The sequence below is a fragment of the Hahella chejuensis KCTC 2396 genome (assembly GCF_000012985.1).
GTDB lineage: Bacteria > Pseudomonadota > Gammaproteobacteria > Pseudomonadales > Oleiphilaceae > Hahella > Hahella chejuensis.
In genome coordinates this window covers 6,749,425-6,763,362 of record NC_007645.1, presented here as the reverse complement: position 1 = coordinate 6,763,362, position 13,938 = coordinate 6,749,425, and the positions used below count along the sequence as shown (strand labels likewise).

Annotated in this window: 15 protein-coding genes; 8 read left to right on the top strand and 7 right to left on the bottom strand. The window is 54.9% G+C overall.

Going from position 1 to position 13,938, the window contains the following annotated elements; translation table 11 throughout:
- Nucleotides 1-2: 2 nt before the first annotated feature.
- The 3 genes from HCH_RS29970 to queC all read right to left on the bottom strand — a co-directional run bounded on the left by HCH_RS29970 (nt 3) and on the right by queC (nt 2,503).
- Entirely contained in the window at nt 3-878 is an 876-nt protein-coding gene (locus HCH_RS29970) for an AEC family transporter (protein WP_238384945.1), read from the bottom strand.
- 288 nt (nt 879-1,166) lie between these two features.
- On the bottom strand, nt 1,167-1,820 hold the full coding sequence (gene queE, locus HCH_RS29965) for a 7-carboxy-7-deazaguanine synthase (RefSeq protein WP_011400328.1): 654 nt from the start codon (nt 1,818-1,820) through the stop codon (nt 1,167-1,169).
- Entirely contained in the window at nt 1,808-2,503 is a 696-nt protein-coding gene (gene queC / locus HCH_RS29960) for a 7-cyano-7-deazaguanine synthase QueC (protein ID WP_011400327.1), read from the bottom strand. Before queC ends, queE begins: the two co-directional genes overlap by 13 nt.
- 217 nt (nt 2,504-2,720) lie before the next feature.
- Here queC and HCH_RS29955 point away from each other — a divergent pair, with 217 nt between their 5' ends.
- On the top strand, nt 2,721-3,425 hold the full coding sequence (locus HCH_RS29955; protein WP_011400326.1) for a hypothetical protein: 705 nt from the start codon (nt 2,721-2,723) through the stop codon (nt 3,423-3,425).
- A gap of 165 nt (nt 3,426-3,590) precedes the next feature.
- On the top strand, nt 3,591-4,121 hold the full coding sequence (locus tag HCH_RS29950) for a hypothetical protein (protein ID WP_193359411.1): 531 nt from the start codon (nt 3,591-3,593) through the stop codon (nt 4,119-4,121).
- Between the two features lie 233 nt (nt 4,122-4,354).
- On the opposite strand, the gene HCH_RS29945 is transcribed toward HCH_RS29950, so the two are convergent.
- Nucleotides 4,355-5,287, bottom strand: coding sequence for a LysR family transcriptional regulator (locus HCH_RS29945; RefSeq protein WP_011400324.1), 933 nt, complete (start codon nt 5,285-5,287; stop codon nt 4,355-4,357).
- 150 nt (nt 5,288-5,437) lie between these two features.
- On the opposite strand from HCH_RS29945, the gene HCH_RS29940 reads away from it, so the two are divergent.
- From HCH_RS29940 to HCH_RS29920, 5 genes are read left to right on the top strand one after another with little or no spacing between them, the layout of a single operon-like run.
- Nucleotides 5,438-6,646 (top strand): acyl-CoA dehydrogenase family protein, encoded by a 1,209-nt coding sequence (locus tag HCH_RS29940; RefSeq protein ID WP_011400323.1) that lies wholly within the window; start codon nt 5,438-5,440, stop codon nt 6,644-6,646.
- A gap of 15 nt (nt 6,647-6,661) precedes the next feature.
- The gene (locus tag HCH_RS29935; RefSeq protein ID WP_011400322.1) at nt 6,662-7,528 is read left to right on the top strand and encodes an SDR family oxidoreductase; all 867 of its coding nucleotides are present in this window, start codon (nt 6,662-6,664) and stop codon (nt 7,526-7,528) included.
- Nucleotides 7,525-8,601: a phosphotransferase family protein gene (locus tag HCH_RS29930; RefSeq protein WP_011400321.1), complete on the top strand. Its 1,077-nt coding sequence runs from the start codon at nt 7,525-7,527 to the stop codon at nt 8,599-8,601. Before HCH_RS29935 ends, HCH_RS29930 begins: the two co-directional genes overlap by 4 nt.
- A 45-nt stretch (nt 8,602-8,646) precedes the next feature.
- Entirely contained in the window at nt 8,647-9,345 is a 699-nt protein-coding gene (locus HCH_RS29925) for a histidine phosphatase family protein (RefSeq protein ID WP_011400320.1), read from the top strand.
- 27 nt (nt 9,346-9,372) lie between these two features.
- Nucleotides 9,373-10,140: an SDR family oxidoreductase gene (locus HCH_RS29920; protein ID WP_011400319.1), complete on the top strand. Its 768-nt coding sequence runs from the start codon at nt 9,373-9,375 to the stop codon at nt 10,138-10,140.
- A 46-nt stretch (nt 10,141-10,186) separates the two neighbouring features.
- Here HCH_RS29920 and HCH_RS29915 read toward each other — a convergent pair whose 3' ends face one another.
- Nucleotides 10,187-10,798 carry a glutathione S-transferase gene (locus HCH_RS29915; RefSeq protein WP_011400318.1) on the bottom strand — a complete coding sequence of 204 codons (612 nt, stop codon included), beginning with the start codon at nt 10,796-10,798 and terminating at the stop codon, nt 10,187-10,189.
- Nucleotides 10,799-10,956: 158 nt separating this feature from the next.
- Nucleotides 10,957-11,619 (bottom strand): choice-of-anchor N protein, encoded by a 663-nt coding sequence (locus tag HCH_RS29910; RefSeq protein WP_041599024.1) that lies wholly within the window; start codon nt 11,617-11,619, stop codon nt 10,957-10,959.
- Between the two features lie 401 nt (nt 11,620-12,020).
- On the opposite strand from HCH_RS29910, the gene HCH_RS29905 reads away from it, so the two are divergent.
- Nucleotides 12,021-12,515, top strand: coding sequence for a TIGR00645 family protein (locus HCH_RS29905; RefSeq protein WP_041600078.1), 495 nt, complete (start codon nt 12,021-12,023; stop codon nt 12,513-12,515).
- A gap of 98 nt (nt 12,516-12,613) precedes the next feature.
- On the opposite strand, the gene HCH_RS29900 is transcribed toward HCH_RS29905, so the two are convergent.
- Nucleotides 12,614-13,915 (bottom strand): NAD(P)/FAD-dependent oxidoreductase, encoded by a 1,302-nt coding sequence (locus tag HCH_RS29900; protein ID WP_011400315.1) that lies wholly within the window; start codon nt 13,913-13,915, stop codon nt 12,614-12,616.
- Nucleotides 13,916-13,938: the final 23 nt, after the last annotated feature.

Sequence of the window (13,938 nt, the reverse complement as noted above, 5' to 3'; positions counted from 1 at the left end):
GTTTAGCCCAGCCATTGTAGAGCCGCTGTCAGCAGGGAAAGCGCCAGCGGCATGGTGAGCATGGCCATCAGTGTTTGCGCGCTGATGATGCCCGCCATTAATGGCGCATCGCCGCCGAGCTGGCGCGCCAGGATATAGGACGCCGTTGCCGTAGGCAGGCAGCCAAGTACGGCGAAAACCGTCACATTCAGAGGAGGTAGTTGCAACGCCAACGCGCTGCCGACGAATATTAGCGGGAACAGGCCCAGCTTGAAGGCGCTGCTGATCATGAGCGAGCTGCCGGCGCCTTTCAGGCTGCGCAGGTCCAGCGCAGCGCCAACGCACAGCAGGCCCAACGGCAGCGCCATATTGCCTACCAGCTTTAATACTTGGTTGACTGCGTCTGGAAAACTAATCCCGAGACTGTTGAAGGTCAGTCCCGCCAGACTTCCCAAGATCAGCGGGTTCGTAATGATCGCTTTGCCCACGCCGCGCCAGCCAGGCGCTGATTGCTCTACATAGAGCGCGAAGGCGCCGATGCACAATACGTTGATCAGTGGGATCATCATGGACATGGACAGCGCCGCCAGCGCCAGTCCCTGATCGCCTTGCAACGCCTGCACGGCGGCCAGCCCTACATAAGAGTTAAAACGCACGGCGCCCTGGTAAACCGAGGTGAAGCGGGCCCCTGACCAACGTCGCCAGCGTTGTAATCCCATCATCAACACCGTAGCGATGGCGAACGCCAGTAATATCGCCAGAAACAAATGGTCCAGCAGTAGCCCATCGCGCTTGGCGTAGGTGAGTTTGTCCACCAGCATCATGGGGAACAGAAAATAATAGAGAAACTTTTCCGCCGGCGGCCAGAAGCTGTCGCCGGGAAAGTTTAGGCGACGCATGCCGTATCCAATAAGGATGAGGATGAAGACCGGAACAAGGGCGGCGCTGACCTGCATATATAGCGTCCGTTAGAAAGTGGAGGTTGCTATTAACATGGCAATGATCTTGGCATGTTAATAATCAGGCGCATGGATGCGCCTGTGCGGCGGCTAGCCGCGGGAGACAGGGCCTGACATGTGCAGGCCCTGTCGTTGCAGACAAATAGAAGGAAGCTATTTGTCTGCCTGATTAATATTGTCGGCGGCGCCCAGCCTTAATAGCCATACGCAAAAGTGGCTAAGGTCGGGTCAGTCGATGCCGAGAATCTTATGGAGCTGGACGCTCAGTCGCCATTTGGGGTGACGCATACAGTATTCCATCGCCAACTGAGTATTCCGGCGTTTCTGTTCGTCATTACCTTCTCGAACCAGGGGGTTGGCCATGGGAGAGAGGTAATGGCGGCCAGCGCGAATATCAGAGAAGCGCTCCGGCGGCGCCTCGGGTTGCGGGTAGACCAACTTGAGTTCATCGCACTCTGTGATCACCACTTCCGCCCGGCCTTTGGGGCTGACGCATAACCAGTCGATGCCGGCGGGAGCGGGCAAGGTGCCGTTGGTTTCTACGGCGACTTCGAAACCTCTGGCATGGAAGGCTTCGATCAAGGGTTCATCCAACTGCAGCAGGGGCTCGCCGCCTGTGCAGACGACAAAGCGGTTATCCTGCTCTGGCGGCCAGAAAGCAAGTATATGATCCGCCAGCTCTTCCGCTGTCGCGAACTTGCCGCCATTCTGGCCGTCCACGCCGATAAAGTCTGTGTCGCAGAAATTGCAGACGGCGCCGGCGCGGTCCTTTTCACGACCTGTCCACAGATTGCATTTGCTGAAGCGACAGAACACGGCGGGGCGCCCTTGGTGCGCCCCTTCTCCTTGCAGGGTATAGAAAGCTTCTTTTACCCGGTACATACAGACTCGTACGCCAGGGGGTCGGTCGCGTCATTCTTGTCAAAGGCTTCCAGGCGCTCCACACAGGAACCGCACTTGCCGCAGGCTTTCTCGCGCCCGTTATAGCAGGTCCAGGTTTGGCCGTAATCCAGACCCAACGCCAGCCCCCTGCGCAGGATTTCGATTTTTGTCTCATACAGATACGGGGCGCGGACTTCCACCGGCTCATAGTTAGCCAGTTTAGAGGCTTCGCTCATGATTTCCACGAACGCCGGGCGGCAGTCCGGGTAGATGGCGTGGTCGCCGCCGTGGGCGCCGTAATAAACCGCTTCGGCTTTGAGAGACACGGCATAGCCAATCGCCAGAGACAGCAGAATCATATTGCGATTGGGCACTACGGTGGACTTCATGTTCTCTTCTTCATAATGCCCTTCAGGCACCTGAATGTCGTCAGTCAGAGAAGAGCCGGCCAACAGAGAGTTGATGGCGGTGATGTCGATGATCTTATGTGCGATGTTCAGGCTTTCGCATACTTGTCGGGCGCATTCCAGCTCTTTGCTGTGTCGCTGTCCATAGTTGAAGGAGAGGGCGAAAACTTCTTTGCCTTCCTGCACCAACTCGTTGAGAAGAGTGAATGAGTCCATACCGCCGGAAAAGATGGCGACGGCGCGATTTGGAATAAGGGACGTGTCAGACTGATTCATTGCCTACCGCTTGTGAGAGAACAAAAGCGCATTATATCGCGGGCCATGCCGGCTGTCGTCCGTTCATGCCCTGATCCGAAGCCTCGGAAAAGCGGCAAATCGGAGAAAATCTGCTATACAGAAAAGAAGGGGCGGCGTCCCGTGATGCGCCGCGCCCCGGCGTCGTTTCATCGCGATCTCCGCTCCCGGGCGAGAGAAGTACCAAGGGGGAACGCTTATGAGTCCGGTTCAGCTAGCCCTGTTGGGTCAGATCTTTGCAGTCATACTCTGCCTGATCGCCGCTTTGGCGATGCTAGGATTGGGCGCGGAAAGAATGCGCCGTCAGCCAGCTAAAATCAAAACGGAAGAAAAGCGGCGTCGTCGTCATGGAGGCATGTTTCTAGTCGGCGCGTTGGCCTGGGGCGGTTTGGCTTATCTGCAGGCGCCGGAGCGCAATAATTGGGATAGGACAGCGCAGACGGATGACTGGCCCGGTCTGTTAAATATGATGCCCGCCGCTGCGGCTGGCATACCTCCGCAGTTCAATGATCCGTCCACCGAAGACAGCGCGCTGATTACGGCGCGAGTGGCCAGTCTGGCGGAGGAGATGTTGTTGTTTCCGGACAATCCTGATTTCATCAGCCTGCGCAATTATCTCGCCAGCGAATTGGTGCAGTCTGAGCAATTTGATCGTTATCCCGACCCAGTGCTGATTGATCTCTCCAGCCGCGCAGACAAAGCCGCCATCAAATACATTGCGGATGAGCGCCCGGGGATACTTACGGTCATTTACTATACCTCCGGCGCTAAAGATCAGAGTATGCTTGTCTACTGGCCTGAAGTAGCCGGCGACCAAATAATATACACGCCCATATCGGGAGCGTCGGCTAAAGCCGCAGTCATACTGCTGGAAAAGGAACTTGCCGACGCCGGAGCGGGATAGGCGCTCCGCCGTGTTAAAGATCGACGTCCTCCGCATCGGTCCGTTCGCCACAAGGCGGATAGTACAAGTGGCCGGTACAAGCGCCCCGTCCTGCGACAGGGGAGAGTGGCGGATACGTCGCCGCACAGAGGATGCCGTGAGGAGTATGTGAAAAACGAACCGAATATGTCCTTTGAGACAATGGCTTCGCAGATAGAAGCATTACAAGAACAACCCTGCTTTATCGATTTTGAAGCATCGAGTCTGGATCTGATTTGCAGTTATCCGATTGAAGTGGGCGTATGTCTGCCGGATGGCGCTATTCATAGTTGGTTGCTGCGTCCTGCGCCCTTGTGGACGGACTGGTCTGAAGAGGCCTGCGCCATTCATGGCATCACCCGCCAGCAGTTGCAGGAGGAAGGCGTAAATATCGTCGATGTGGCGCATGCGCTTAACGAGCTGCTTCCGGAACATGTCTATTGCGACGCCTGGACCTTTGACAGCTTTTGGCTGCATCGCCTATTCAGGGCCGCCAAGTTACAACCTGCCTTTAAACTGGAATCCATCGCCGCACTTCTGGCTCCGCAACAGGTCAATAACTGGGCGGATACGCGTCGTCGCGCTATTGAGACGTTGGGTGTGGAAACCCACCGCGCCGCCAATGACGCGCAGATTCTCTACACAACCTGGAAAATGGTCATCGAACAAGATCTGTGATCTGAGCGGCGGGCGCAAAAAAAAGCGGGAGACTGCTTGCGCCTGCAGTAACCCGCTCAGGAGAGCACTTTTGTGCCTACATTAAGGAAATGCAAGAGGGTATGGAGTGCGTTGGGAGTCCAACGTTCCCGTGTCTTCTAAACCCTACAATTGACACGCTAAAAAGTATGGTTCAGCCACCCTGCTTTTACTGTAGGTGAATACCGAGGCACTGATTTTACATAGGTTTGACGTTAGATAACGCCTTCTTCCACCGCCTGTAATCCCTGCGCCAAAGCCCTTTGCGTTTGCTCCCTCAGCCAGATGTGGGCAGGCTCCCGATCGGTGGATCTGTGCCAGTAAAGATAGGTTTCCAGCGGGTTCAGCGTCAGGGGAAAAGGCATGACCTGTAAGGGGATAGTTTGCGTGAGTTTCCGCGCCACTTGCTCCGGCGCGCACAGGATCAAATCACTGTTGGCCGCCGTCAACGCCGCGCCATAGAAGTTAGGGGTGCGTAATCCCAATTTACGTTGCAGGCCGTGCCGGGATAACTGGATGTCTTCATATCCCGGTCCGTGCTCGCGGGAGGAAACCTGCACATGTGGCCAGCGTAGCATTTCCGCAAGGCTCCACTCACTGGCAAGAGCGGGATGATCCCTGCGCAGCAGACAGGTCAAACGGTCTTCGAACAACTTTTCATGACAAATGCTGTCGTCGTGACTGATCAGCACATCCGCCGCTAAATCAATGCGCCCACTGGCCAGATCATGAAGGATTTGTTCACGTGGCGAGCGCAGGCAGTTAAACACCACTTTGGGAGCGATCGCCCGACAGTTCTTAATCAATGCCGGCAACAGCAGCACGTCGAACAGGTCCCGCACACATAATCTGAAACTGGTTTCCAACTGTGCGGGGGCGAACTCCTGCCCTTGGTGCAGACCACGCTGTAACTGATTCAGCGCCTGCCTGACTGTGCCTATCAGTTGATGCGCATAGGGGGTGGGCGTCATGCCGCGGGAAGAGCGAATGAACAGCTCGTCGCCAAGTGTTTCCCGCAGACGATTGAGAGCATGACTCACCGCCGGCTGGGTCAGATGCAACACCTCTGATGCGCGTGTGATGCCGCCTTCACTGTAGATAGCGTCGAACACGACGAACAGGTTCAGGTCGATACGACTGATATGCATGATTTTTATATTTATCTATTTCTATTATTCATTGGCTTAATTATATGGCGATGTCTATGGTTTAGCCATTAACCCACGCGCTTCCAGCGCGACAGGCGACGCTTCAAACGCTTTCGCCTGAACGGCCAAACTCTGACATAGAGGTGAGCAATGGAATTCGATCATTCGCCGCGAGCCGCTGAGTACATTCAGCGGGTTCGTGAATTCATCCACGAGCGGATATTGCCCGCAGAGCAAGAGTACTACGCCCATCTGGCGGAGCCTGGGCGGACCTGGACCCAGCCTCCCGTCATGGAAGCTTTGAAAGCGGAAGCAAAACGGGAAGGTTTATGGAACCTGTTTCTGCCAGAAGAAGAATATGGACCCGGTTTGAGTACGCTGGAATATGCGCCGCTGGCTGAGGAAATGGGATGGTCGTTTATCGCGCCGGAGGTATTCAATTGTAATGCTCCGGATACGGGCAATATGGAAGTCCTGGCCCGCTATGGCTCCCATGAGCAACAGGAAACCTGGCTCAAACCTCTGCTGGCGGGCGAGATACGTTCCGCATTCGCCATGACAGAAAGAGATGTTGCTTCTTCAGACGCCACTAACATGCAGGCGACCATCGAGCTTGATGGAGAGGAAGCCGTTGTGAACGGCCGCAAGTGGTGGACCTCCAATGCCGGACACCCGCGTTGCGAATTCTTTATCTTCATGGGCGTGACAGATTCCGGCGCGGATCGTCACCAACGCCACTCAATGGTAATCGTACCCCGCAATACCCCTGGCGTTAATGTGAAGCGCATGTTGCCTGTGTTTGGCCAGCTGGATGAGCCATACGGCCACGGCGAAGTGCACTTTGAAAATGTGCGCGTCCCGAAAAGCAACATCATCGCTGGTCCCGGACGCGGCTTTGAAATCGCGCAGGGCAGGCTTGGGCCGGGGCGAATACACCATTGCATGCGCGCCATCGGCGCGGCGGAAAGGGCGCTAAAGTTGTTGTGTGAAAGGTCGCTCAGCCGCGTCGCTTTCGGTAAGCCTCTGGCGAAGCTGGGAGGAAATGCGGACATTATCGCCAACGCGCGCATGGATATTGAAATGGCGCGGCTGCTGACGCTGCAGGCGGCGTATAAAATTGATAAGTACGGCGTTTTCGCGGCGATGAGCGAGATTTCGCAAATCAAGGTGGTGGCGCCGAGTCTGTGTCAGCGTATTGTCGATCAGGCGATTCAGATGCACGGCGGCGCCGGCGTCTCCGATGATTTTCCGCTTACTGCGCTGTTTGGCTATGCGCGAGTGCTCCGCTTGGCCGATGGGCCCGACGAAGTGCATCGGGCCTTGATCGCTAAATACGAGCTTAAAAAATATCAACAATAAACCAGGGGAAGGGCTATGCATCGATTTCCAGAAAAGCGCGTCGCGATAACCGGCGCCGCTAGTGGGCTGGGTCTGGCCACCGCACGGCATTTTCTTAGCCGGGGCTGGCGGGTGGCTTTTGCGGATGTTCAGGATGAAACAGGAAGCGCAATTGTGGCGTCACTGGGACTGCCCGAAAATAGAGCTTTCTATCAGCACGTTGATGTCACCAAGGTGCGCGACATACAGGCCTGGCGGCGCAAAATCGTCGAAACTTGGGGCGGCTTGGATATCCTGATTAATAACGCTGGCGTCGCCGCTCATGGCGGTATTGGCGAAGCGCCACTGGAAGACTGGGAGTGGGTGATCGATATTGACCTGATGGGCGTGGTGCGTGGCTGCAAAGAATTCGCCCCGTTGTTCAAACGGCAACGCTCCGGTCAGATCGTGAACATAGCCTCCATGGCGGGACTGGTGCATGCGCCGGAAATGGGGTCCTATAACGCCGCCAAAGCTGGCGTCGTCGCCCTGTCTGAAACGTTGGTCGGTGAATTGTCGCCCTTTGGCGTTGGCGTTAATGTCGTTTGCCCTGGCTTCTTTTCCACTGGGCTGGCCAGCACTGCGCGATCTCCTAATCCCAATCTCAAAGAAACCATGGAGAAGCTGTTTGCGGGCTCCAAGCTGAGCGCTGCGGATGTGGCGGAGCGCCTGTACGACGGCGTGGAAAAACAGCATTTCTATATCCTTCCCCACGCCAACTATCGCCTGCTGTGGTGGTTGAAACGCTATGCGCCTGCGGTGTACTTGCGAAGTATGAAGACGTTGGGACGTCGTTTCCTGGCCAAAAAGCAGGAGTGCGAGAGCGCGCCGGAAGACGCTGAAAAAGGGCGGGCGGTAGGATGAGCGAGACTTCTTTTACTGATAACGCCGGCGTAGTGCGCGCAGGCGAAGAATTAAATGCGTCGGCTATTGATGGTTTTCTGAAACAGCATGTTTCCGGTCTGCACGGCGAACCGCACATAAAGCAGTTCCCGGGCGGCGCCTCTAACCTGACCTATCTGCTGCAATACCCCGATCAGGAGTTTGTGTTGCGACGCCCGCCATTCGGGCGCAAGGCCAAATCCGCTCACGATATGGGCCGGGAGTATCGAGTGATGCAGGGATTACGGGAGCTATACCCCTATGTGCCCGCCATGGTGGCGTTCTGCGAGGACGAGAGCATTATTGGCGGCGAGTTTTATGTCATGGAGCGTCTAAAAGGCGTCATCCTGCGCGGCGATCCGCCAGCGGGACTGAACTTCAGCGAGTCGGACCAGCGCGCTTTATGTCGCAATATGGTGGATCGTCTGGTGGAGCTGCATCAAGCGGACTGGGAGAGCACGACCTTAAAAGCCTTGTTAAAGGAAGGCGATTATGTCGAGAGGCAAATTGACGGCTGGTGTGATCGCTATCGACGCGCAAAGACGGACGACGCCCCTGATTTTGAAGAAGTCATGTCCTGGCTTCAGCAGCACAGGCCTAAGCAGATACGGCGATGTCTGGTGCATAACGATTACCGTTTCGACAATCTGGTGCTGGACCCCGATAACCTGATGAACATTATCGGGGTGCTGGATTGGGAAATGGCGACAATTGGCGATCCGTTGATGGACTTGGGCAACAGCCTGGCGTATTGGGTGCAACGAGATGATCCGGCGCCTCTGCATATGTTGCGTCGTCAACCCACCCACTTGCCCGGAATGATGAGTCGCGCGGAAATTGTCGACTATTACCTGCAGCGCGCCGACCTGAGCATCCCCAGTTTTGATTTTTATGAGGTGTATGGGATGTTCCGGCTGGTCGTCATTATCCAGCAGATTTACTACCGTTTTTATCACGGACAGACCCAGGACAAGCGTTTCGCCGGTTTCATTCAAGCCGTGCAGTATCTGGACGGCTACTTACGAGACAAAATTCATGCGTCCTCTTTGTCCTGACTTGGGTTGCCTGCCCGGACATGCGGCCGGGCGGGAGAGCGGCTGATGGGCGCGGTCTATTTGATTCGTCATGGGCAGGCCAGTTTTGGCGGCGACGACTACGACAAACTGTCTGAACTGGGGCGTGCCCAGGCGGAGCGGTTGGGAGTCTATCTGGCTGCGAAAGGTCTGCAACTGGACGCTTGGCGCACGGGCTTGCTGAGTCGCCAGATCGACACGGCGGCGATTGCTCTCAATGCGATGGGATTAGACCTGGATGTGATGCGCAGCGCGGGTTTCAATGAGTTCGACCATACTGCGGTATTGGCCAGGGTGTTGCCCGAGCTTGCGCAGAGAGACGCTGATGTCGCGGCGTTTGTGCATGGTAAGGTGGACCGCAGGCGAAGCTTTCAGAAAGTATTCGAAAAAGTAATCGTGGCCTGGCTGGCGAAAGACCAATGGGACGGAATGGATTCCTGGGCGGCATTCAGCGACAGGGCCGCGCAGGCCTTGGAATCGACGCTGGAGGAAATCGGCGGCGGCCGCAATATCGCCATTGTCACCTCCGGCGGCGTTATCACGGCGATATTGCAAAAAGTGCTTGGACTGTCTTCAGCGGCGGCGTTCAGTATGAACTGGTCTATCGTCAACGCGTCCATCACCAAAGTTATGTATAGCGGAGGCGGGCGTCGCTCGCTGGCTTATTTCAATAATTACAGTTACTTGCAGAGCGGCAGTGATCGCAGTTATGTCACTTGGCGCTGAACTGACGCGAACATAAAGGGCCTTATTATGCATAAAGACTTATTTCAACTGGCGGGACAGGTTGCGTTGGTCACCGGCGCCAGTCGCGGGATTGGCGAGTCCATCGCCAGAACATTGGCGCAGTATGGCGCGCACGTGATTGTGTCCAGCCGCAAGATAGAAGGCTGTGAGTCTGTGTCGCAGTCGATTCGCGATGAGGGCGGGTCCGCGGAAGCTATCGCCTGTCATATCGGTGAGATGGAGCAAATTTCCTCCCTGTTTGAGCAGATCAGAGAAAAACACGGCAAGCTGGATATTCTGATCAACAATGCGGCCACCAACCCCTATTTCGGGCATGTGCTGGAAACGGACCTCGGCGTATTTCAGAAAACCGTGGATGTGAATATCCGTGGCTATTTCTTTATGTCTGTGGAAGCGGGCAAACTCATGCGAGCCCAGAAGAGCGGCAAGATCGTGAATGTAGCGTCGGTCAACGGCGTCATTCCAGGGCACTTTCAAGGCATTTATTCCATCACCAAAGCGGCGGTCATCAGCATGACCAAAACCTTCGCCAAAGAATGCGCCGGTCTGGGGATTCGAGTGAATGCGTTGCTGCCCGGAGGCACGGACACCAAGTTCGCCTCCGCTCTTACGCAGAATGAAGCTATTCGCAAACAACTGTTGCAACATGTGCCGATGAACCGTATCGCAGAGCCGACGGAAATGGCTGGAGCAGTGCTTTATCTGGTCAGCGACGCCGCATCTTACACCACAGGATCGGTGCTGGCGGTGGATGGGGGATATCTGGTCTCGTAAGCAGGGTGGCGCCGCGGCGAGGCGCCGCGCGCCATTTTCAGGCGACTCAGGATTCCGGAGGTTGTGTCTGGATGAAGGAGTCGCGCTTGAATAAGCGATCCACGTAGTCAGCCAGATGCGGATGCTTCTGGCGCCATCCTGAGCTTTCAAAGCGGAAGTCGTACCATCCGACTACGCAGCCGATGGCGATGTCTGCAAGCGTTAGATGGTCTTCATAGACCCAATGCTTACCGACAGTAGCTTTTTCCAATGCTGCTAAGCCACGTTCCACTTTTTGCTCCTGACGGGCGATCCAATCCGGACTCCGCCATTCCTGTGGACGCTTTTTTTCCAGAAAGATAGCGATAGCGGCTTCACAAACGCCGTCCGCAAGCGCTTCTAACTGACGGACTCTCACCGCATCGATTGATTTGATCGGAACGAGGCGATGGCGGGTTTCCAGCGTTTCGATGTATTCGGCGATAACCGGCGAATCAAACCAGATTTCACCGTGTTCATCGATTAAAACAGGTACTTTACCTAATGGATTGAATTTGGGTACGGAGGTATCCGCGTTCCAGGGAATTTCCTCCAGCAGGGAAAACGGAAGCCCCTTTTCCAATAACTGTATGCGGATCTTCCTGACAAAAGGACTGGTAAGTGAGCCGATGAGCTGCATATGCTTTCTCCGTTAACAACTCCCTATCGTTGAGGCCTATTATAGTCAATAACTTAGACTGCTGACGTCAACTGTTTTCGTTCACTGCAAAAAATACTGACGCAGAAATAAAAAACGCCGGCGGTTTCCGGCGTTTATATGAAAAAGCTTTGTTCTGCTTAGGCTGAGCGGCGACGGAATACCAGCAATCCGACCAAGGCGATGCCGAATAAGGCCAGACCTGCTGGCTCAGGAACTTCCCGACGGTTGTAACTGCCATCGTGAGAGAATGGAGCGAACGCCACTATCGGTTTTTTGCGGTCGAAGTCCAGCGCGTACAGGTCAAAGTGCAGCCCGGCCCCGGTATACCCTGAAACATTGAAGTCAAAGGCGTTGTAGTACAGGTAGTCGCCTGATCCGCCGTAAAGAGCGAAACCATCGGGATCGTCCTGAACATTGTAGGGCGTGGCCTTATTGCTTGTGTCGAAGGAGAAGTCGACTTCGTAGTAATAGGTATCGTAAATACCGTGTCCTGGCAGGTCAGTGCTGCTGCTGGTCGCTTCAATCGGCGGAGTGCCGTAGGTCATATCGTCGGTGATATCAATGGTAATGCCATTGACGACAATGCTGCCCAAGTCAGTCGGCGTCGATAGTTTTGGCGTGACGGCGATGCTGAGGCGGAAATCAAATGAACCAGCGTCTACGATACCTGTATCGGCTAAGGCGTAAAGTGTAAAGGCGGTGGCGCTGGTTACCGAATCCTCGGAGGCCATGTCATAGGTTCCATCTTCAATTCCAATTTGCAACGCCGGAAGAGCGAATGCTCCGGCAGAGGCGAGCATGGCAGATGAAAAGACAAACGCTTTGAGTGAGGTTGTTGTTTGTTTCATGACTCTTGAGCCTGTACTGCAATAGAGGTTGATGACAGGGTGGACTACATAAGAAAACAGGCAATTACCCCACCATACTAAAAGTTAATGAATGTAGACAGGCGCTTGTCGAGTTACATGATGTTGCAATGATTTGGTAAATGTAAATTTTTGTGACACATGTCGAAAACTGAATGCTGTTAATTTGACAGTGCTCTTGTCGATTAGAATGGAGTCAGCAGAATGTCCCGGCCATGAACTTACGGAAAGGTTCACTCTGAAATGCTTGTTTTTGCTATGCTGAGCCCCCATCAAGCGGGAAGTTATTTCGCTACGGCACTTTTCCTCAATCTAGTATGACTCAGGCGGAGATCATGGAGCGTTTTATTGAAAATTTGATGTATTCAGCGCGCTGGATACTTGCCCCGATTTATCTGGGCCTAAGCTTGGCTTTATTGGCGCTGGGCGTGAAGTTCTTCCAGGAGATCTTCCATGTGTTGCCAGTAATCTTCTCCATGAAAGAGGCGGATCTGGTGCTCGTGGTGCTGTCGCTGATTGATTTGGCCCTGGTCGGCGGCCTGCTGGTCATGGTGATGTTCAGCGGTTATGAAAACTTTGTTTCACAGTTGGATATTGCGGACGGGCAGGAAAAGCTTAGCTGGCTGGGCAAAGTGGATTCCGGCACGCTGAAAAATAAAGTGGCGGCCTCTATTGTCGCGATCTCCTCTATTCATCTGCTGAAAATATTCATGAACGCGGAGAATGTGGAGGAAACCTATCTCTTCTGGTACGTGGTTATTCACATGACCTTTGTCGTGTCCGCATTTAGTATGGGGTATCTGGATAAGATCACCCGCAAGGATCACTAACGTTCGTCGTTGCCGGGCGAAGACATTTCTCAAGCTAAGCGAGATACGCTCATTCTGAAAAAAACCGGGGCCTTCGAGCCCCGGTTTTCGTTTGCGTCTCAATGCAATTTGAGACGCGGCCGAATGATCTTGTTGATGCGCGCGGAAAACATGATCAGCGCAGTTTTGATGTAGCCGTGCAAGGCGATCTGATGCAGGCGATAGAGAGAAATATACACGAAGCGGGCGATGCGTCCCTCGATCATCATGGACTTGCCGGTCAGATTCCCCATCAGGTTGCCCACAGTGGAATAGCGGCTCAGCGACACCAGTGAGCCGTGATCCTTATATATGTAGGATTTCAGAGGCTTGTTGGCCAACAGATGGCGCAAATTGATATAGACATGGCTGGCCATCTGGTGAGCGGATTGCGCACGCGGCGGCACCTTGGAGCCATTCGGCTGTGGGCAGCTGGCGCAGTCGCCGATGGCGAAAATGCGGTCGTCCTTGGTGGCCTGCAGACTGGGCAGCACCTCGACCTGATTGTTGCGGGTGGTTTCCAGGCCGTCGATGCCTTGTAGGAAGTCCGGCGCTTTTACCCCCGCCGCCCAGACGCGCATATCGGCGGTAATGAAGTCACCGTCGCCGGTCTCAAAGCCTTTATCCGTAACCTTGGTGACTTTGGTGTTGGTCTTGATTTCGATGTTGAGCTTGCCGAGCTCTTCAACCACCGCGTTTGAAATTCGCGTAGGCAGGGCGGGTAATACTCTGGGGCCTGCTTCGATAATGGTGACTTTCAGGTTCTCCGGCGCCAGTTTCAAGCCATAGGCGCTCAGCAAAGCAGTGGTGTTATGCAGCTCCGCGGCCAGTTCCACACCGGTGGCGCCGGCGCCGACGATGCCGATGTTCAGTACAACGGGCTTGCCTTCCGACGCCTGGTTGCTGAGACGCAGGTAGGTGTTGATAAGGTTCTTGTGAAACAGATCAGCCTGTTGGCGGCTGTCCAGAAAGGCGCAGTATTCGGCGGCGCCAGGCGTTCCGAAGTCATTGGTCTGGCTGCCCAGGGCCAGCACCAGATAATCATAAGCGAGCGTTCGCTCCGGGCTGATTTCGTCGCCACGGGCATCGTGCATGGGCGCCAGACTGATCGTGCGGGCCTGGCGATCCAGACTGTGCATTTTGCCGAGGTGGAAGGTGAAGCCGTGGTAGAAAGCGTGGGAACGGTAGCTGATTTCGTCGATGCCGGAATCCATGGAGCCAGTGGCGACTTCATGTAATAACGGTTTCCATAAGTGGGTGGGATTGCAGTCCACAAGATGGACCACGGCGCGCTTTTTCTTGCCCAGCGCGTTGCCCAGACGGGTGACCAGTTCCAGCCCCCCTGCGCCGCCTCCGACGACGACTATTTTAGGTATGCTCATAAAACAACTCCCCGAAATAGCTA